13 protein-coding genes and 1 riboswitch are annotated in these 20,585 nt (G+C 36.3%); of the genes, 7 read left to right on the forward strand and 6 right to left on the reverse strand.

Annotated features, from left to right (window positions below; translation table 11 throughout):
* Positions 1-124 precede the first annotated feature (124 nt).
* From AC5YGI_RS00270 to AC5YGI_RS00290, 5 genes are read left to right on the forward strand one after another with little or no spacing between them, the layout of a single operon-like run.
* Positions 125-958, forward strand: coding sequence for a cell wall anchor protein (locus tag AC5YGI_RS00270; RefSeq protein WP_330745055.1), 834 nt, complete (start codon positions 125-127; stop codon positions 956-958).
* A 6-nt stretch (positions 959-964) separates the two neighbouring features.
* Positions 965-1,432, forward strand: a complete 468-nt coding sequence (locus AC5YGI_RS00275; protein ID WP_496167257.1) for a T9SS type A sorting domain-containing protein — start codon at positions 965-967, stop codon at positions 1,430-1,432.
* Between the two features lie 6 nt (positions 1,433-1,438).
* On the forward strand, positions 1,439-8,143 hold the full coding sequence (locus AC5YGI_RS00280; RefSeq protein WP_496167258.1) for an RHS repeat-associated core domain-containing protein: 6,705 nt from the start codon (positions 1,439-1,441) through the stop codon (positions 8,141-8,143).
* Positions 8,144-8,172: 29 nt separating this feature from the next.
* Positions 8,173-8,601 (forward strand): hypothetical protein, encoded by a 429-nt coding sequence (locus AC5YGI_RS00285; RefSeq protein ID WP_330745052.1) that lies wholly within the window; start codon positions 8,173-8,175, stop codon positions 8,599-8,601.
* A 12-nt stretch (positions 8,602-8,613) separates the two neighbouring features.
* Positions 8,614-9,075, forward strand: a complete 462-nt coding sequence (locus tag AC5YGI_RS00290; RefSeq protein WP_496167259.1) for a hypothetical protein — start codon at positions 8,614-8,616, stop codon at positions 9,073-9,075.
* A 121-nt stretch (positions 9,076-9,196) separates the two neighbouring features.
* Here AC5YGI_RS00290 and AC5YGI_RS00295 read toward each other — a convergent pair whose 3' ends face one another.
* Both AC5YGI_RS00295 and AC5YGI_RS00300 read right to left on the reverse strand, forming a co-directional pair.
* The gene (locus AC5YGI_RS00295) at positions 9,197-10,690 is read right to left on the reverse strand and encodes a RagB/SusD family nutrient uptake outer membrane protein (RefSeq protein ID WP_496167260.1); all 1,494 of its coding nucleotides are present in this window, start codon (positions 10,688-10,690) and stop codon (positions 9,197-9,199) included.
* Positions 10,691-10,708: 18 nt separating this feature from the next.
* On the reverse strand, positions 10,709-13,642 hold the full coding sequence (locus tag AC5YGI_RS00300) for a SusC/RagA family TonB-linked outer membrane protein (protein WP_496167261.1): 2,934 nt from the start codon (positions 13,640-13,642) through the stop codon (positions 10,709-10,711).
* Positions 13,643-13,725: 83 nt separating this feature from the next.
* Positions 13,726-13,823, reverse strand: a riboswitch (SAM riboswitch).
* A 244-nt stretch (positions 13,824-14,067) separates the two neighbouring features.
* Here AC5YGI_RS00300 and AC5YGI_RS00305 point away from each other — a divergent pair.
* Both AC5YGI_RS00305 and AC5YGI_RS00310 read left to right on the forward strand, forming a co-directional pair.
* Entirely contained in the window at positions 14,068-14,475 is a 408-nt protein-coding gene (locus AC5YGI_RS00305) for a type II 3-dehydroquinate dehydratase (RefSeq protein WP_496167262.1), read from the forward strand.
* 37 nt (positions 14,476-14,512) lie between these two features.
* Positions 14,513-14,953: a hypothetical protein gene (locus AC5YGI_RS00310; protein WP_496167263.1), complete on the forward strand. Its 441-nt coding sequence runs from the start codon at positions 14,513-14,515 to the stop codon at positions 14,951-14,953.
* Positions 14,954-15,001: 48 nt separating this feature from the next.
* Here the strand turns inward: AC5YGI_RS00310 and pckA are convergent, their stop codons facing one another.
* From pckA to AC5YGI_RS00330, 4 genes are all read right to left on the reverse strand, one after another.
* Positions 15,002-16,618, reverse strand: a complete 1,617-nt coding sequence (pckA, locus tag AC5YGI_RS00315) for a phosphoenolpyruvate carboxykinase (ATP) (RefSeq protein WP_330745046.1) — start codon at positions 16,616-16,618, stop codon at positions 15,002-15,004.
* A gap of 127 nt (positions 16,619-16,745) precedes the next feature.
* Complete coding sequence (locus AC5YGI_RS00320) at positions 16,746-17,651, reverse strand: GYDIA family GHMP kinase (protein ID WP_496167264.1); 906 nt, start codon at positions 17,649-17,651, stop codon at positions 16,746-16,748.
* A 10-nt stretch (positions 17,652-17,661) separates the two neighbouring features.
* Positions 17,662-18,537, reverse strand: a complete 876-nt coding sequence (gene fabD / locus AC5YGI_RS00325; protein WP_330745044.1) for an ACP S-malonyltransferase — start codon at positions 18,535-18,537, stop codon at positions 17,662-17,664.
* 70 nt (positions 18,538-18,607) lie between these two features.
* Positions 18,608-20,581 (reverse strand): LysM peptidoglycan-binding domain-containing protein, encoded by a 1,974-nt coding sequence (locus AC5YGI_RS00330; protein ID WP_496167265.1) that lies wholly within the window; start codon positions 20,579-20,581, stop codon positions 18,608-18,610.
* Between the last annotated feature and the right edge of the window lie 4 nt (positions 20,582-20,585).

Below are 20,585 nucleotides of genomic sequence, written 5' to 3' on the forward strand. Positions count from 1 at the left end.
AGGACCTATAAGATCGATCTTTCATAGTATTATAAAATAATAGTAATGGCAGGGGTTCTGTTTTTTGATTTTTAGATATTCAATAGAAAAAATATTTATTTAAACATATAATAAAAAACACGATATGAAAACTCAATTATTTTCGATGGCATTCTTAGTGTCATCATTTACATTTGCACAAAGTTGGAGTACAACAGGAAATTCAGGAACTAACCCATCCAATAATTTTATTGGAACTACGGATAATCAACCTCTGATTTTTAAAACGAACAATACAAAAGTGATGAACATTCTTCCCAATGGTGTAGTAAAAGTAGGCATTAATGATCCGGGAGGAAGTGATGAAGCGTATTTCAGAATCTATAAGGAAGACAATCCGGCTTTTGAGATTGCTAATTCTTTGGGATCATTCCAGATCGGAAAATCAGGATGTAATGGCTGCTGGGGTGGGCAAATCGGAGATACAGTTCTAAGAAATAAAGGTACAAGCCACAATATCATTATCGCCCAACCTAATGATGGTAATGACGGTTCCACTTATTTTGGTATTCAGGATGCTTATAACGGAACATGGGTCAAGTTTTTCAACAATGCTATTGCCAGATTTGACGGTAAGATTAAGGCTAAAGAAGTTGAAGTAAAAACCAATGTATGGGCAGATTATGTTTTTAAAAAAGAATATCAGCTGAAATCTTTAGAGGATGTTGAAAAACATATTATTGAAAAAGGGCATTTGCCCAACATTCCCACTGCTCAGGAAGTACTGAAAAACGGAATTAACGTTGCTGAGATGAATTCTAAGCTGCTTGAGAAGATTGAAGAATTGACATTATACTCTATTGAACAAAATAAGCAATTAAAGTTTCAAGCAGAGGAAATTAAGATGTTAAAAAAACAGTCCGAAGAGCTTCAAGAACTAAAAACTCAGGTTCAGCAACTCTTATCAACACAAAAATAACCACCAATGAAAAGAAAATTACTCTCACTATCATCCCTGATGATAGGATTCTTCGGCTATTCCCAAACCGAAGTGTATTTCAAATATGATGAGGCCGGAAACCAGCGATACAGGGGAATCGACGCTGCTGGTAAACAAGCCGAAGGAATGGTTTCAAAAGAATCAAAGGTAGCAGCTGTTACCAGACAAGCTCCTGTTATTGATGAAAAAACATTCCTGAAACAAATACGCCTGTTCCCGGTTCCTGTTAATGACTATCTTACCATAGACTGGACAGAAGAAGTGGATGGGCTTATAGAATCCGTTTCATTGTATCAGCACAGTACAATTCACTGGAAATTCCAGCAACAGAATATCCCGGACTTAAACCGTCAGGTTAAAATCAATATGACAGGTTATGGCTGGGGAGTGTATGTTTTGCGCTTTACGCTAAAAGATGGCAGAATTTTCAGTAAAAACATCACCAAACGATAAATAACCATGAAACTTTACGATAAGAAAATACAAGTATTTTCATCATTCATACTGTCATTATGGGCAGTAATGGGCTTTTCACAAACCATACTGTATCAGGCAGAGAGTACTTCGAGAACGGTTCAGGATCCACAAACAGTGGTGCTGGCACCAGGATTTCGAGCGTCTTCCAGCTCATCAAATCCATTTATAGCTAAAATTGGTCCTGCTACGGAGAATCCGGGCGGTGGTCCTGCCGATTCAAATGCGGGGGCAACTAATCCATCGGGAACGACAGCTCCGGATGGAAAGAGTTTTCATGATACCAAGGGTAATATTGAGGTTAACGGAGCCGGGCAATTACAATTTACTTTACCTATTGCTTTGCCTCCCGGGGTGAAAAGCGTAGCTCCACAAATTAATTTGATGTATACCAGCGGTTCTTCCAATGGAATAGCAGGATATGGCTGGAACATTTCAGGTGTTACCTCTATCTCCAGAGTTGGTAAAAATATTGAGAAGGATGGAGAAATAAAAGGAATACAATTGGATTATTCCGATTATTATAGCTTTAATGGTCAAAGATTAATTTTAAAATCAGGAGAATATGGTAAGGATGGCGCTGAATATGTGACGGAAAAATACTCTAACGTAAAAATTAAATCTGTTGGAAATAGTTTAAACATTTCAGGACCCAACTATTGGGAAGTGACTTTTGAAAATGGATCTCAAGCTAAATATGAAAAAACATTTTCATCAGGATTTATGGGAGATACAACCCCAGCATTGGAGTATAACATCACAAAATGGAAAGATCCTCAAGGGAACTTCATCACATACAGCTATGAATATACACCACTTGGTTCCGCGGGCATAAATGGTGGTGTGTCCAGAATATCCACTATAACATGGGGAGGAAATGAAACATTAAATAAACCTCATTATAACAGCATTGAATTTACTTATATAGACAGGGACTTGACCGAACAGTCATATGTACAGGGATTAAGATATGATCAAAATAAACTTTTGTCCGAAATTAAGGTAATTTCAAATGGTAGCCAATTTAAAAAATATGGAATTAATTATATTAAAAATGGAACAAATTATCAATCAGTTGATAAGATAACTGAGTATAATACAGACAACAGTGCAGCTAATCCGGTAGCTTTTACTTATCCAGCTCCTACCCAGCCTGTTTTAGAGTTTTCGAACAATAATGTAGATAGCTTTGAGAATGTAAAATTGTCAGGAGATTTTAATGGTGATTCCTATCTGGATTTTGTTATGAATAACGGAACAATAAAGCTTGGAGGATTAAATGACACCTATACTGATATTTCAACAGGTAAAACCTTTAATGCTGAAGCTAAAGTTATCAGCACGCTGTTAGATGAAGAAGGGGAGATTTATAATGGAAATGGGATTTTTCAATATGAAAGTGGTAAAGTAGTAGGTTATATATTCAGAAATAATGCTTTTGTAAAGATATTTGAAAAGGCCGTATATGATGAATCACAATGTACACAAAGTACAACTGATCCTTATCCTGCAGGCTGTCGAATGTTATCCCCTATATTTAACGAAGGTGATCTTAATGGAGATGGTATTTCAGATATATTTTTAACATTAAAGCAAGAACTTTGTCGTTGGATCCCGGATCCTAACTGTAGCGATAAAAGTGCTGATGGTACCGTTAGCCGTCCTCCCCCATGTACAATACTTGATTGTACTACTTATACAGTCGGAAATTTTATTATTGACTTAAAGAATGTAAATAATCCTGTCGCTACCTATACTGTTGATTCCGCAATCAATGAAAATTCATATTATAAACAACAATATCTGGATGTAGATGGAGACAGAAAAGTAGATATTATTGATGTTTCCAATACCGCCTATACTGTATTTGAGTTTGTAAAAACAGCTCCTAATCAGTATCTGAAGAAAATTAGATTCACAGGCAATTTAGCCGAAACAAAAGCACCTGAATTTCCTGTTTTATTTGGAGACTTTAACGGTGATGGAAACCTTGACTTTACGATCCCAACAACAGATAACAAAGAAAAAGATGACTGGAGGTTTTATATGGGAACTGGAAAAGGATTTTCCAATTTTCTAAAAACAGATTTCTTGAAATACAGAAAACCTAATGACTATCAAAATAGTAATTACCCTACTTTTAATATATACCAGCACGTATATGCAGTGTCAGACATCAATAAAGATGGGAAATCAGATATTGTCCATATCCTCCCTTTTAACAAGGCAGGGCAGGTAAATTCAAGCGGACTTATACTTAACCGATACTTTGGCTATACTATTGATGCTTATACTGCTAACGGGGCTACAACAAATGGCAGCCCTGATTTCTTTACCAGCTATACGTATGGAGGATATAATTATGTAACCAATGATGTAGGCAACTTTACTCTATTCTCTCCGATCACTTCACAGGTAAAGGTCAACAATAATTATTATGATGTTTTTTTATTCTGGAAAGAAAGGATGCACAAGCTTAAATCCACTTCTTCTGTTGGAAAGTTGTCCCGAGTGCAAACCATTACCCAGGGAGGGATTACAACATCAGCTGATTATTTAGAAATAATCCCGAATAATACTGTTAATCCTAATTTTTATCAAAAGGTTAAAAAAGAATATTATCCTTATTTTTCTTTAAACAGGGTTGACCAATCCTATGCTGTATCTCTGTTAAGACAAGAAGGAAGAAAGCAGGATTTTCGATACAGAGGGATGACCGGGCATATGCATGGAAAAGGGATGATGGGCTATTATCAATCTGCCCGCTCGTCATGGTATGCAGACGGTTTTGAAAATACTAAAATCTGGTCAGGAGTAGAAATGGATCCTCTTTTTGATGGGCTCCCGGTAAAAGAATGGAATATCTCGACCAACGATGAATCTAAAATATTTCCTTCTGATATTTCTGAAAACAACACCCAGTTATTAAGTTTTAAATCTACTGTTTACCAAACAGATAAGCTATTAAACGGGCAAATTGTAACGGGAGTAATTGCTGATACTGATAAATCAAAAGTTGTAACAGCTACTATTCCCACAAGTACTAAAACAAAGGATTTTCTAAATGGTACATTAACAAACACTTCTATCACTTATGGGGATTATTATCTTCCAAAGCAAAGTGTATTGAATGTTAATAACGGATATGCGATAACAAATTCTAATTTTGAATATATTCATAATTTCTCAGGAATTGGACCAGATTACTTTGTAGGTCGTCCTCAATCTAAAACCGATGTAGTACAAGCTTATGGTGATACAAAATCTGCCAAAGAAGAATATATTTATGAAAATAATCTTCTTAAAACCTTAAAAAAGTGGAACAGGGATACTACAGGCTACTTACTGGAAACCTACAAATACGATGGTTTTGGTAATATCACCGGAAAAACAATCAGCAATAGCGTAGATTCTCAAACTCAGACAGAAACAAGTCTGTATGAGCCTAAAGGAAGGTTTGTAGAGAAAAAGACTGATAATTTAGGATTAGTAACTATTATTGAATATAATGATTGGGGACAGATCAAAAAGCAAACCGATCCATTAGGTAATACACTTATCAATACGTATGATAGCTGGGGGAAGTTATTAACTTCCAAAACCAATTTAGGAGGAACAACTACCTATAAGTATGAAAGAGATAATAACGCTAATATAATTCTTACCCAATACGATCCTGATGGAAATATCTCTAAAAAATTTACCAATAGGTTGGGTCAGGATTATAAAACCTCTGCTAAAGCATTTGGACAGGGACAATTTGTTTGTAAAGAAATCCAATATGATATACTGGGAAGAAAAATTAGGGAATCCGAGCCTTATTTTGAAGGGCAAAGTGCTTCTGGATGGAATATCATTACTTATGATGATTCTGTTTTCCCTATCAGCAAGGCAACCGCTACAGCATTCAATGGTAAGCAGATGGAAACTACTGTCTCAGGCTTGACCACAATTGTAAAAGAACTTAACGGTTATGGAAGAACTACTTCCAAAACCACTGATGCTTTAGGAAATGTAGTTTCTTCAACGGACAAAGGAGGAACGATTATCTTCTCCTATAATGCAGCCGGAGAGCAAATCAAAGCACAGTATGCAGAAAATATTGTCACCACAAAATACGATTCCTGGGGAAGAAAATCAGAATTTAATGATCCTTCCAACGGATTGTATAAATATGAATATGACGGATTCGGGCAGCCGAAGAAGATTATAAGTCCGAAAGGAACAAAGGAATATACGTATAATAATCTGGGACAGTTGGTTGCTCAGACGGAAATTTCAAGTATAGACGGAGGACAGGCTACCAACAAAACAATTTCTTTTACTTATGATAATAAAGGAAGGTTAGTTTCAAAAGATGGAACATCTAAAGGAAAAGTTTACAGTTCAAATGTGTCTTATGATCAACAGGGAAGAGTACTATCATCCTCAGAAAGCAGCAACGGAAAATACTTTATCCAGAAAGGAATTACCTATGATGATAAAGGAAGGGTAATTTCTTATGAAAAGCAGCTCTATTCTTCCGGTGCTCTTACTAAAGTTCAGATTGAAAATATGTATAGCGCATGGAATGGAGAATTGTATCTGGTAAAAGATAAAAATTCGGGCAAAACCCTTTGGGAATTGACAGAAGCCAATGCCAAAGGTCAGGTATTGAAAGCAAAATTAGGTGCTGCTAATATTAATAATATATACGATGGTAATGGTTTCTTAGCCAATGTTAACCATTCTTCAACAGTAAAACCAAGTATCCTTCAACTTTCTTATTCATTCAATGCCATTAAAAATGAATTGAATAGTAGAACAACGGGAGGAGATTTCAATATTGTAGAATCTTTTGATTACGATGATAATAACCGTTTGGTAAATTGGACAAATCCGGTAACAGGAGTTAAACCATCTTCCAACCGAAATGTTTACGATATTAAGGGTAGAATCATGGAGAACGATCAGGTAGGAGCGATGAAGTATGAAAATTCTGCCAAGATTTACCAGCCAACCGGAATGACGTTGAATGCGGCAGGAACTCAGAATTATAACAATGACTTAATCCAAAGCATTGCTTATAACGAAAACAATGATCCAGTTTTTATTGATGGAATGAAAGGAGATGTTGCCTTCCAGTATGGACTTACGAATATGAGACAAAGAGTTACCTATGGTGGCGATTTTAGTAATGATGGAGATGGTAAGTTTACCAAATTTTACAGTGAAGACGGAAGCTATGAAATCGTAAAAGATAATACGACCGGAAAAGAAAAGCATATCATTTATATTGGGGGTACACCTTATGAATCAAATATTGTATATTTAAAGAACTTTACGGAGAGTAGCGGTACTTACAAATTCCTACATAAAGATTATATAGGAAGTATCTTAGCTATCACTGATGAAGCTGGAAATAAACTAGAACAAAGACATTTTGATGCATGGGGTAATTTCACCCATTTAAAAATCGGAAACGGATCCATCATTACAGACAAAAATGTCATCCTGAGCCTGTCGAAGGATCTCATTATAGATCGTGGGTATACTAGTCATGAGCATTTTGCAGAGATAGGAATTATCCATATGAACGGAAGGCTGTATGATCCACTATTAAGAAGATTCTTAAATGCTGATGAAAATATACAGGATCCATACAATACCCAGAATTACAATAAGTATGGGTATGTAATGAATAATCCATTGATGTTTAATGATCCGAGTGGTGAATTCTGGCAGATTTTTGCAATTCCTATTGTTAAAGCGTTACTTTTTGCTGTAGTCTCTTACACTGCTACTGTTTTGATTACTGGTGCGAAGTTTAATATTCTCAACTTATATTCTAGTATTGTAATGAGTTTGATAAGTGCGGGGATAACAACTGTTATAGGAGATGTCTTTTCTACTGCTACAGCAAGTATAGGAAATGAGGCTTTAAAAAGTCTCGTCCATGCGGGGGTACAGGGAACGCTGAGCTTTATGCAGGGAGGTAATTTCTTTACTGCGGCTGCCAGTGCATTTTTGTCAAGTGCTGTATCGTTTGGGTATGGACAAGCTGTTGGAGCTGCTGCGTACAGCGGTGTAAGCCAGGTTGCTTTGGGAATGCTTTCCGGTGGTGTGGGGTCTGCCCTTTCCGGAGGAAATTTCTGGGAAGGCGTGAAGATTGGTGCTATTGTCGCTATTTTTAATCATCTGGCTCACAGAGGCGACAATCTTTTCAAGGCTTCTAAATCAGATGGGGATGGAGATGGAGACTCTTCAATTATGAAGATAATGAAGGCGAATAGTCCTTTAGGAATCTTTGGAACTGATCCTGAATCTATAATGATTAATAAAGTTGGAATAAATTATGTTGCGGGAGTAAATAATATCAATGACACGTTTTATTTCTTAGATAATACAGGAGTGGGTAAGGCGAGCTTTAGAACAGTTAGAACCCTCTATATGAGTGTTACAATTAAGCACGCTGGAATACCAACTAATGCACAAAGAATCTTTGCTAAAGCCATTGATGCTGGATTAGATGCTCTATCATTGAAAGTTAAATTGCAAGAAGGTATATTTACTCAACAAGAAATGGATTTATTGTTAAAAAATACAATAGATTTAAATTTACGGTTTGAAAAAGGAACATCTAGTTTCCAAGCTCCTTTCAATACTATGAGAAAATTTATGCATTCTAATTGGAGAGGGTCTTGGTTTTAAAGAAAATAATAATTAAAAATAAATTAAGTATGGATATTTTTGATAATGTACATTCTTTGCTTGAAGAAAAAGAAATAAAAAATGAAATAAAGTATACTTTTCTTAAAAAAAATGTTATATATATTTCATTAAACAAGTTAGATAGAGTTCTTTTAAGTATTGACTTGGTTTTAAATATTTCTGACAAATACAGTCTTATAAATGATTTAATACATAGATTAGGCTCTCCAATACAAAATACAGAGAATACTTGGCATGAAGAAAAAGTACAAAATAGTAATTTTTCAGAGTCAAAAATTGAAAAAAAAGCTTTTACAAATATTAACAATACTGATATTGAATATATTATGAATTTAGACGTTATAAGATGGAATTATGAATCCATTATTATTACTGTTTCAAATTATCCTTTAGTAAGAGGAATAGGAGGACATAATTTTTATATTAATATAAGATAAAAATTTGCAATAATGGAATTAACACATGATATTTTGGGAAAAAAATTAGGGTCTTTAAATACTTATAGTAAAGGTCAAACATCTGAAAATAAATTACCTTTATCCTTTTTGGGAAAAGAAGTAAAAGTGTCTAACATTGGTATTAACAATGATACAATAAATTCAATAATTTTTTCCATAGATGATGCTAAAAAGCATTCAGATATCTTAAATAAATTATTAGAGTTGTATGGAAATCCGAAAGTTGCTTTTGAAGATGATCTATTTCCAAGTCATAACAATAATGATAAAGAAGGTACATTTAGCTCAGGTATAATATCCAGTAAAGACTTTAAGTTTGATAAAGCTAAATTAAATGAATACATTTATATCGTTTGGGACACCGAAAACTTTATGCTAAATTATTATAAACCTAATTCAACAATGAATGAAAGTTTGGATGTTAGAGTAGAAATGATAAATAAAGTTTTTTAGAAAATTTCTTATACACTAACTTTGTTTTTTTAGGCTGTCCAACAAGTTTGGGCAGTCTCTTTTAATAAAAGCCACCGCAAAAGCAGTGGCTAAAAAAATCAATCTAATTATGGACTATATCCTATAAATTCGGATTATTCTCAAATTCCCTTTGTGGAATACTGAATAAATAATAATTACTATTCGGTACAAAAGCAGATTTATCCGGGAAATCAAGAACAGAATGCCCTTTACCGTCTACGGTTTTCACCGTTCCGTCCGGTGTGGTGATCTGTACTTTTATCGGTTTCCCATCTGCATCTACAAATGGTTTTCTTACAACCGTTCCTTGAGTTCTGATAATATCTGAAAGCGAAAATCCTTCTCCGAATAATTCTTTTCTTCTTTCAATTAAAACAGCATCTACTACCGCATTCTGTGACAATGATCCAGAATAAATATTAGCATTTCTGGCAGATTTCAACTGGTTCAAGACTGCTACCGCTTGAGAAACATTTCCACTTCTGGCTTCCGCTTCCGCTTCGATCAGGTACATTTCCGCAGCTCTCATGTAGACAATATCAGCAATAAGAGTGGGTTTAAATTTAAACTTGGCATACCTCAGCAATCCTTCTCTACCTTTCTGTCCGTCCCATGAAAACAATTGAAATCTGATATCATTAGTATCAAAAAGGTCTTTAAAATAAGGATCTGCCATAAAGCTGTAATAATAACTTCCTGAGGAAGATACATCCAGATAATGGAAGGCATAACTTTCATCAGACTGTTCCTGGGTCTGTGCATGTCCCCAGATCCATTCTGCGTTGTTGATATCATTGAAACCATCCTTATATTTTTCCGGAGCCATAAGAGAAAATCCTTCCCTTGCGATTTTTGCTGATGCTGAAGCTTTGCTCCATTCTCCTGTATTCAGGTAAGTTCTTGCTAAAAGTCCGTTTACCACAGAACGATTGATCTTATCCTTATTATTTCTTGTATAATTTTTCAACAGGTTATCGGCGTCGGTAAGATCACTTTTAATCAAAGTATAAATTTCTTCAAGGCTTGCTCTCTTCTTCCCTACTGTGCTTGTTGTGGAAGGTTCTGTATAAATCGGGGCTGTCAACGCTGATTTGTCTTTAAGATAGCTGAACTGGTAAAAACTCGCCAGATTCAGGTAACAGAAAGCACGTAATGCCTTTGCCTGGCCTTTCACCTGATCCTTTTTCTCCTGGCTGCCTTCCGTTCCATCAATTCTTGTAATCACATTATTCATATTATTGATGGTGGAATACAACATAGTCCAGATAAACAGCGGGCGGCTTGCTGTACTGTTCACCATTTCTGTAAAGGCATAGGTAGAAGCGAAACCATACTTATTGGTCAATACTGCCACATCACTTCCCATGGCATCACTGGCTCTCAATACAGTGGAATACCCGATATTGGCATAGGTTGTTCCATCATTATTAAATTTTGCCCAGGTACCGTTCACTACCGTCTCAGCACTTTCGGCTGTTTTGAAAACTTCTACACTGCTGGCCTGATCAGTAGGAGCTGTATCCAGCTCGCTTTCGCAGCTTGCCAACGACAAAAATCCGATAAGAGCAAACGATATATATTTTAATTTTTTCATTGTTTCAATTTTAAAAGGTTAAAGCGTTGCCTGAAGACCAAAAGTGATCGTTCTCATCGCAGGATATCTGTAATACGTTGTTCCGTCCAAAGCCTGCTCAGGATCCATTCCTTTATGTTTATAGAATGTGAGAAGGTTTTCTGCCTGGATATAAATTCTGAATTTTTTCAATCCTATTTTCTCAAAATAATCTTCAGGGAGTGTATATCCTAAGCTTACATTTTTAAGTCTTGCATAAGTACCGGAATACAGGAATCTTGAAGACGTTGATGTCCAGTTATTCGTTGTTGTGCTCAATGCGGGAACATCTGTATATGGATTATCCGGTGTCCATCTGTTCAACATTTCGGTACTCCACGCACGTCCTCCCGCACTTCCGTTATGCATGATGGAAGTATAATCTGTATCTAAAATTTTACCCCCGATTTTGAATGTCAGTAATCCTGAAAAGTCAAAATTCTTATAGGTAATGCTTGTACTGATTCCTCCTGTCAGTTTAGGCAATGCAGAACCCTGTAATAGTTTTGTTGCTTTTGAATATTCTGAGGTTGTTCCTTCCACTGAGTTTCCGCTGGCATCAGTAGAAACTGTTTTCCACAATGGCTTTCCATTGCTTGGATCTACTCCAACCCATTCAGGAATAAAGAAATCGTACACAGAACCACCTACCGTTAACAGCTTGGTTCCTACCACAAGAGAACCGCCAGGTAATTTTGTGACTTTATTGTTTAAAGTACTTAAGTTCACATCTACATTCCACTGGAAATTATCATTCTTAACCGGTGTTGTAAATAATGAAAATTCAAATCCTGTATTCTGAATCGTTCCGATATTAGCAGGATAATCACTGATTCCCAATGATGGGGCCACTGGCATATTAAACAGAAGATCCTGGCTTTTTCTTTTGAAATATTCAATATTTCCTTTAACTCTGTTATTCAAAATAGCGAATTCCAATCCCACATTTAAGTTAAGGTTGGTTTCCCATTTTACATTATTGGTAGACGTTTTCTCCAATGTTGTTCCCGGTTCTCCGCCAAGGCTGATAAATCTGTACAGCTCCTGATAAGCATAATAAAGCGGCTGTCCGTTAGGTCTAAGTAATTTATCATTTCCTTGTCCTCCGTAACTGGCACGCAATGTCAACTGATTGAAAACATTCAGGCTTTTAATAAATTCCTCATTCGAAATCTTCCATGAACCTCCCACTGACCAGAATCTGCCCCATCTGTTATCTTTCGCAAATCTTGAAGAACTGTCCGCTCTTCCCGATGCAGATAAGAAGTAAGTATTATTGTAGTCATACTCTACTTTTCCAAGGAAACTCAATAAGCTTAATTTATTACTGTTTCCACTGAAACTTCCCAGCAGAGAAGCAGCATCCGGCTCATAGTAATAAGGCAGTGAAAACTGACTTCTCGTTCCTGAAATCGTCTGATAATCGTATTTGTAGAATTCGTGTCCTGCCAGTGCATTAACGTGATGCTTTCCAAACTTTTTATCGTACGTCAGAATATTGCTGGTCGTATAGGAAAGTGTTCTGGTATTCGTTTTCGTCACTGAACCTCCAATTTCCGCTCCTTGCCCAAGTAATGGATTTGAATAATAATGTCCGTTATAATTCACCAGATCAACAGAGAAGCTTGTCTTGAATTTTAACTCCGGCAAGAAGGTGAATTCCATGAATCCTTTTCCTGAAAAGTTATCTTCTTTATTTTCGTTTTTATCTAAAGGCAACGTTGCAGCAGCATTCTGATTTTGAAGTGCATTTGTGGGCCTGTATTTTCCAAAATCATAAATAGGATTTCCATCAGCATCCAAAACATAAGTGCCGTCAGCATTTCTTTCATAATAAGGATAGAATGAAGGAATGAATCTTGCGGCATTGATGATATTGCTCGCTTTTGAATCCGAAGAAGTAGGCGCCTGCTGAATACTGTTCGTATAGCTTAAGTTGACTCCAACATTCAGCCATTTTTTAACTTCGGAATTAATTTTCAGTCTGGTATTATATCTTTTAAAACCGGATTCAATGGCCATACCTTTGTCGTCCAGATAACCAAGGGAAAAGAAGTAATTACTTTTCTCACTTCCTCCGCTGATATCAAGATCCACCTGGTTTCTTGATGCTACTCTCTGTAGAATATCTCTCCAGTCATCATTCCAGAGTGGTGAAGCACCAGGCAATAATTTCCCATCTGTTCCCACCGGTTTTGGATAAGCAGTTCCATATGGGTTAATTCCAAGAGTAGAAACAAGATTATCTGTTGCCATCTGAGCAGCCTGCTGGGAAGAAACTTTACCGGACTGATATCCGTTTCTCAACGCTTCCCAATATAATTGAAAGTACTGATCTGTGTTTACCTGTTCATAATCTTTGACAGCTCTTCCTGAGAATCCCTGGCTGATATTAAAATTAACTTTTGCTTCTCCTTTTTTACCTGATTTTGTAGTAATGATGATGATCCCGTTTGCCCCTCTTGAACCATACAGAGCACTTGCTGTAGCATCTTTCAAAACACTGATGGATTCAATATCACTTGGGCTGATAGAGTTAATATTTCCGTCAAAAGGAATTCCATCCACTACATATAAAGGATCACTGGAAGCACTGATGGAACCGATTCCTCTGATTCTGATAGTAGAAACCGCACCCGGCTGCCCTGAGGCACTGGTAGTCTGAATCCCTGCAACCTGCCCTTCCAATGCTTTGGTAATATTGGTGACAGGTCTGTTATTGATTTTATCACTGGAAATGGTGGCTACAGAACCGGTATAGCTGTTTCTTTTTGCTTTTCCGTAAGCTACCACAACTACTTCATCAAGCTCCTTTTCATGAAGACTATCTTTTTTCAGTCTGGAATTCTGTGCATTTACACTGGTGACTCCCAGAAAGAAAGCAGCAACCGGAGGAATCCATACTTGGGCACTAAATAATTTTTTACTAATCATAATCAATTTTATTTACCATATATTAAAATTTTGCCCTTTGCAGAAAAGTCAGCAAAGGGCATCGATAAATACGATAAACCAAATGCTTATTTTTCCTTAAAAGGCTGAATGTAACACCTTGCCCACGGGTAGGTTGTCAAGACTTCACAGGGTCAGTTCCCTCCATCTTTCTTTATAAGCCGATCGAAATATGGTTGCAAAGCTAAAAACTTTTAGTCTACAAAACAAGTAGACTTATATTTTTTTCATGATAATATTTTAACAATTAACATAAAATTTTAATAAAAGCCATAACAATAAGGAGTTGCGACTGTTATCATTTTTTCACACATGACAAATATCATTATCAATAATTCAATGGAATAAAAATTCAGCATCACTTAATTTTTATGTAATTAATTAAAAAAACTTTTTAATTTTATAGAATGAAAGTTTTAATCATCAATGGCCCTAACCTCAATCTGTTGGGCACAAGAGAACCTGAAATCTATGGAAATGTTTCTATGGAAAATTATTTGGAAATTTTAAAATCCGAGTTTCAATCTCATGAATTAAAATATTATCAGTCAAATATTGAAGGAGAGCTTATCAACAAGCTTCAGGAAGATGACTTTGATGCCGTTGTGATTAATGCGGGAGCTTTTACCCATTATTCTTATGCAATAGCTGACTGTTTGAAAAACATCAGAAAACCAAAGGTTGAAGTTCATATCAGTAATATCTACAAAAGAGAAGAATTCAGGCAGAAGTCTGTAACGGCAGCCAATACGGATGCGGTTTTATCTGGTTTTGGGATGGATGGGTATAGATTGGCTTTATTAAGTTTAAAATAATTCTAGTAATTTCCCGCAGCTAGTTATCGATAAATTTATGAAAATAAATGATAAAATTTACTGTAAAGATGTTGGGGTCTATTCCGGTCAATTAACAAAAAGAGAATCCTATATTATTAAAGAAATAAATGATGCAAATGTAAGGATTCAAAATAATGAAGGAAGGCTGAGATGGTATTCGAAATTTTATTTTAGTTTAAATAATGAACCGGAAATAATTTCGATTAACATAGATGATACAATAGAAAATATTGAATCTGATGCCATAGAAGTAACCATTACATTTTCTGATAAAGCAAAATATTGGATGACCTTCACAACTCCAAAGTATTTAGATAAGATGTTAGATGAAGAGTCTTATTTTTCTTCAAAGCACTTTATCATCATAAAATCTCTAACTGAAGAATCAATCAAATTAACAGTTCTAAAACTGGATGAACAGAATGAGTTGATTGAAAACTGTAAAAAATATGAATAAAAAACGCCTCATCATTGATGAGGCGTTTTGTTTGTTGATTGGTAAGTATTAAATAGTTTGTTCCTGCAATTGAGGTCCTGAAGCAACTAACTTCTTACCTTCTTCAGTATCACAGTACTGCTCAAAATTCTTGATATATCTTGAAGCAAGATCTTTTGCTTTTTCTTCCCATTCTGAAGCACTTTCATAAGTATCTCTAGGATCTAAAATACCTGTAGAAACATTTGGCAATTCAGTAGGAATTTCAAGGTTCATGATCGGAACCTGAGTTTTAGGAGCATTATCAATAGAACCGTCAATGATGGCATCAATGATTGCTCTGGTATCTTTCAGAGAAATTCTCTTTCCGGTACCATTCCAACCTGTGTTCACCAGATAAGCTTTAGCTCCGTGCTCCTTCATTTTACCAATTAATGTTTTAGAATACATTGTTGGGTGTAAGGTAAGGAACGCTTCACCAAATGCAGGTGAGAAAGATGGTTGTGGCTCTGTAATTCCTCTTTCAGTTCCTGCTAATTTTGATGTATAACCGCAAAGGAAGTGGTATTGAGCCTGATCTTCATTCAGGATAGAAACCGGAGGAAGTACTCCGAATGCATCTGCTGAAAGGTAAACAATCTTTTTGGCATGACCTGCTTTAGAAGGCAATACAATTTTATTGATATGATAGATTGGATAAGAAACTCTGGTGTTCTCAGTGATAGATCCGTCGGTATAATCTGCTACTCCATTGTTCACAACAACGTTTTCAAGAAGAGCATCTCTCTTGATAGCAGCGAAGATATCCGGTTCTTTTTCGGCGGATAAGTCGATAACTTTAGCGTAGCATCCGCCTTCATAGTTGAATACTCCGTTATTATCCCATCCGTGCTCGTCGTCACCGATAAGGTATCTCTTAGGATCGGCTGATAAAGTTGTTTTACCAGTTCCTGAAAGACCAAAGAATAAAGCTACATCCCCTTTTTCTCCTACGTTTGCAGAACAGTGCATTGAAGCCATCCCTTTTAATGGAAGATAGTAGTTCATCATAGCGAACATCCCTTTCTTCATCTCACCTCCATACCATGTACCTCCGATGATCTGTAGTTTTTCAGTAAGGTTGAACATGATGAAGTTTTCAGAATTTAATCCCTGAGCTTCCCAGTTCGGGTTGGTAGTTTTTGATCCGTTGATTACTGTGAAATCCGGCTCGCCAAAGTTTTCAAGCTCATAGTGAGAAGGACGAATGAACATATTAGTAACAAAATGTGCCTGCCAAGCCACTTCAACGATGAATCTTACTTTAAGTCTCGTATCCGCATTCGTTCCGCAGAATGTATCTACTACATAGATCTTTTTAGATCCGGCAAGCTGGTTCAGCACTAGTTCTTTACAAGACCCGAAAATTTCTGCAGTTGTAGGTAAGTTTACTTTACCATCCCAGAAAATTGTATCTCTTGTAACATCATCCTGAACAATATATCTGTCTTTAGGTGAACGACCTGTGAAAATTCCTGTTTTTACTGATACTGCGCCTGATTCTGTAAGCTCAGCTTTCTCAAACCCCTGATTTTCAGGAGAAACTTCAGCCTGATATAATTCTTCGTAAGAAGGATTATACACTACTTCATAGTTTCCTTTAATCCCTAATTTCTCTAAATCCTGGATGATTTTAGTGTTTTTCATTTTACTTATATTTTCTATTTCTTTATTGCTTTCAACAAAAATAATATTAATTATTTGTTAAAGGTGGTTTAAATATACTGATATAAGTCAGAATGGCAAATAAAAAAACAGGATTGTAATATACTGATTATAAACCAATTATATCATCCCATTCAAAAACAGTCGTAAAACCTTTCTCCCAAAAATAGTTCTTATAGTCCCCAAATTTCGCACTCATCACAAAATCTCCACCCCATGCGCCTAAACTTTTGACAAATGAAGGGCAATCTGAGAAAAATTTTTCTTTAACTGTGAGAATTTCAAGAAAATCGGCAATTTTCCGCTCATGAATCATCATTAATTCAGAAAAATTTTCCAATTCATCGCATAACATAATTTTCTTTGTGATATCCGAAAATTCATCAACCAGTTCCGGGGACTTCTTTTTTGATTTGTAAAAATTGATTCCTTCCCTACTATCCTGCTTCTGATTTAAATGGATAAAAATCAGTTCATTTTTAAAAGCTGGATTAAAATCTACTTTCTCATATCTGATCTCCGGTTTACTCTGGAAAAGAACTGCAGATTTTTCTTTCGCTACAGCGATATCGTATCCACTGCCTCCCAAACTAATGGTATTAAGATGAAAAGGATCTATTTCAGCCCATTCCGCCAGGTTATTCATAAGGGTGGAACTGCTCCCAAGCCCATAATCCGCAGGAAACTGAAGGTTTGTTTTTAAATAATAAGTAAGGTCTGTTTTGAATTTACTGTCAGAAAGCAGCTGAACATTTTGTAATGTTTTGGTAATAAATTCAGCGCTTGACGGAATATTGGTTTCTAAGATCTGCCAGTTTTTATAATCAATGACAGCTTTTAACCATAATGTATTCTGATGATAAGCTTCCCAAAGAATAAGAGATTTTCCATCTTCTTTTTCTTCAAAGAAAAACTCTTGTCCCAGCCTGGTAGGTACCGCTAAGACAAGAGCTCCATCAATTGCGAAATATTCTGAAGTAAGCATAAGCTTGCCCGGTGAAAAGATCGCGCTCATATTTTTTTATTTAGATTGCAGAAGTTGCTTCTACAGATCCGTCAATTTTTTTGATCAATCCCTGAAGGGTTTTTCCTGGTCCTACTTCTACAAAGTTAGAGGCACCATCTTTAATCATATTCTGAACAGATTGAGTCCATTTTACAGGACCGGTAAGCTGAGCGATCAGGTTTTGCTTGATCTCATCAGGATTGGTTACCGCTGTAGTCGTAATATTCTGGTATACAGGAATAGTTGCTTTTCTGAATTTTGTCTTTTCGATAGCTGCTGCCAGTCTCTCCTGTGCAGGCTGCATCAATGGTGAGTGGAAAGCTCCGTTTACCGGTAACAGCAATGCTCTTTTAGCACCTGCTTCTTTCAGCTTTATACAAGCTTCTTCTACTGCAGGAGTTTCCCCTGAAATAACCAATTGTCCCGGACAGTTATAGTTGGCAGGAACAACAATCCCGCTGATCTGCGCACAGATTTCTTCAACCTTTGCATCGTCTAATCCTAAGATTGCAGCCATAGAACTTGGATTGGCGTCGCAAGCTTCCTGCATTGCTTTCGCTCTTTCAGAAACTAATTTCAAACCGTCATCAAAGGATAAAACTCCGTTGGCAACCAAAGCTGAAAACTCTCCCAAAGAGTGTCCTGCTACCATTTCAGCACCAAGACCATTTACGGCTTTTAATGCTGCTACTGAATGTATAAATATTGAAGGCTGGGTAACCTCTGTTTTCTTAAGATCCGCATCCGTACCGTTAAACATAATGGAAAGAATGTCGAAACCTAAAATTTCATTGGCAGATTCCATCAGATCTTTAATATCTTTTCTAGAATCATACAATTCTTTTCCCATTCCTACGAACTGAGAACCCTGCCCTGGAAATACAAGTGCTTTCATGTATTGAATTAAATATTATGCAAATATAACTATAATGTTAACAATATTCGTTTTAAGTGCTATAAATCATTTATGGTACTAACCTGATTACTCTGTAACCTGTATTTACATAAGCACCGTTAGCTTTAGATTTTACAAACTCAAATTTGGTCGCAAGCTGAGTCTGAACTTTATTCATTTGTTTAAAGATCTCTCCTTTTTTATTCTCTCTGGTTAACATGTCATTTACCACATCAAAACCTACGATAGCATATTTCGGTGGCGTTTTGCAGTATTTGCTTTTATAAGCAGCCAGAATTTCTTTCTCAAAGCTTCCGTCTGTATTGATCTTTCTATCCATCAGATATACAAGACTTGCCTGGCTCAGCTCATCCACTTTCTTCTCAAAAACAGGAGAATAGAACATACTGAAGGCTTTTATTCCCTGAACTTCTTTAGACATCGCAATCATTCTGTTGGCAAAAGCATCTCCTGCAGTATTATCATCATTTGCTAAAATGGCAATAACCGGTGCAGACTGTCCTGTCATCATATTCTGATCCGGCTGAATATCTGCCGACGAATTAACAATAATGATATTAGGATTTTTTACAGCCTTTTCAAGTCCGGCTTTGATATAGTTGGCATCTTCTTTTTTAGCATCTGCCACTATATATATTTTCTGATCTGAATACACTGCTTTTACTTCTTCCACAATCTTATCAGCATACGTCTGATTATTGGTTTCTACAATAATAAGGTTACTGTAGTTATAGAGTTCCGGAGAGTTGGCAAATGGTGCTACAATCGGGATTTTCTGATTTTTGGTGAAATCAAGAACATCAATGACATTGGACTTGAAGAAAGGTCCGATAATAAGATCTGTATTATCAGGGTTGATCTGCGTCAAAGAGTTTTTGAACGAAGCTTCATTCCCTGAGTCTACTACTTTAATATCCAGTTTTTGTCCTCCTCTTGCATTTCTTTCAATAGCGAGTTTAGCTCCTGTCAAAAAGTCAAGTGCCATTCCTCTGTACTGCGTTTCATTGGTGCTGTACCCGAAAGGAAGCATCAGGATAACGCTTAAAGCATCACCATTCTTCTTTATGTATGCTGCATCCTGCTTTTTGATTTTTAAAACCATTCCGGTTTTCAAACCATGTGATAGATCCGGGTTAAGAGCAATAAGCTCATCAATAGAAACACCGAATTTATTAACAATAGAGAACACTGTATCTCCCTGCTGAACCGTGTAGGTAACATAATCATCACCTGCAACAACAGTGGAAGCAGCGGTTGATTTTTCGTTGCCTGAATCCATTTTTGCTTTTGGATTTGAGGTTTCAGCAACAGTATCAGTATTGTTATTGGATCTTTTTATTGTTATGGTATCACCAGGTTTCAGTCCTTTTTCTTCCAATCCCGGATTTAAAGCATAAAGGTCCTGCTGGCTGATGCCAAACTGTTTTGTAATTCTGTAATAATTATCTTTTGCCTGAATCACATAAGATTCTCCTTCTGCAGCAGATGTGGTAGCAGATGTAGATGTAGCAGCAGTTGCTGTTGCTGTTACTTTTTCTACAGGAGTTTCAACGTGCTTTTCTGCTGTTACAGCCTGTTGCTCACCACCATATTTTTTAATGCTGGCAAGAGGTAATGTGATTTCGTCTCCGATTTTCATGTGAGAATCCAGTTCAGGATTCAGTTTTCTTAAATCAGTTTCGGAAATTCTGTATTGTTTTGTAATACCATAGATGGTTTGCTTTGGCAGTAAAACAATTTTACCCAGAGAAGAAGCACTTGTATTTGAAGTTACTTTTCCTGCAGGAGCTGTTTTTGTTACAGCCGGAGTGGCTGCTTTTTCTGATTTTATCGTTAAAACATCTCCGATCGCCAGTTTGCCATCTTTATGTTTTGGGTTTAGCTTCAGCAATTCATCTACAGTCATTCCATACTTTTTGGCAATGTTGTAAGGATTGTCACCTTGCACAACCGTATGTGATTTCTGGGCTGAAACTCCCAAAACCATACATAAACTGGATAGAATAAAAAACCTCTTTATCATATTC

This window comes from Chryseobacterium sp. CS3K3.1 (assembly GCF_059515165.1).